The organism is Sporolactobacillus sp. KGMB 08714 (genome assembly GCF_036598985.1).
In the GTDB taxonomy this organism is placed as follows: Bacteria; Bacillota; Bacilli; order Bacillales; family Sporolactobacillaceae; genus Sporolactobacillus.
On sequence record NZ_JAUUBW010000064.1, the window covers coordinates 1 to 870 of the forward strand.

At 56.7% G+C, this 870-nt stretch carries 1 pseudogene; it reads right to left on the reverse strand.

From position 1 onward, the window contains the following. Positions 1-870: pseudogene (locus tag Q6A92_RS18130) on the reverse strand (ornithine decarboxylase); the annotation flags it as partial.

The following is an 870-nucleotide window of genomic DNA, read 5'->3' on the forward strand; positions in this document are numbered from 1 at the left end:
CCCTTTTACTTGTGTCGGAATAAATGGTTTAATTAAGGTGCATTTACTTAAGACTTCTTTTCTTGCGTTGATCCCGACTTTGACACAGTCCAGCCACAGGCGGCGTCCCGCTTCCCCTTCGTTGATTTTTGCGTTCACGTCCAGCGAGGCAAAAATCGGATAGAAGGGGCTGGTCGAGGCGTGCAGCATGTAGGCGTTGTTGAACCGTTTATGGTTGCAGTAGCGGGCCTGTCCCTTGATGTGGCTGTCTTTTTTATGAATCTGGGAGGCCTGCGAAAAACCTGCCTGCTGTTTGTGCACGGACTGGGTGACAAAGATGCCGGGATCTTTTTCTGTCAGATTCAGCAGCAGCGGCGAGCAGTCCCGCATCATCGGAATGAACTGCTCATAGCCGACCCAGGCCGAATCGAATAAAATGTAGTCGCACAGATGGCCGATGCGGTCGACGACCTGGCGGGCGTTGTAAATCGTCCCGTCATAGGTGCCGAGCTGGATCGCCGCCAGCCGGAAGGGCCGTTCCGCTTTGGCTTTCTCCGGATCGATCTTGGCCACCAGCCCTCTCAGGTAATCCTCCTCGAAACAGTGGCTGTCGATGCCGCCGATGAACCCGAACGGGTTGCGGGCCGTTTCCAGATAGACGGGGATGCCGCCGGCCTCGACCAGGGTGCCGTTGTAGACGGACTTATGGTTGTTGCGGTCAAAAAGCACGAGGTCTCCGGGCGAAATCAGCGCGTTGCCGACCACGGCGTTGGAGGTGGAGGTGCCGTTCATCACGAAGTAGGTCTTGTCCGCGTTGTAGACTTTCGCCGCGTGCCGCTCCGCCTGATAGGCCGGCCCCTCGTGAATCAGCAGATCGCCGAGCTTTACATC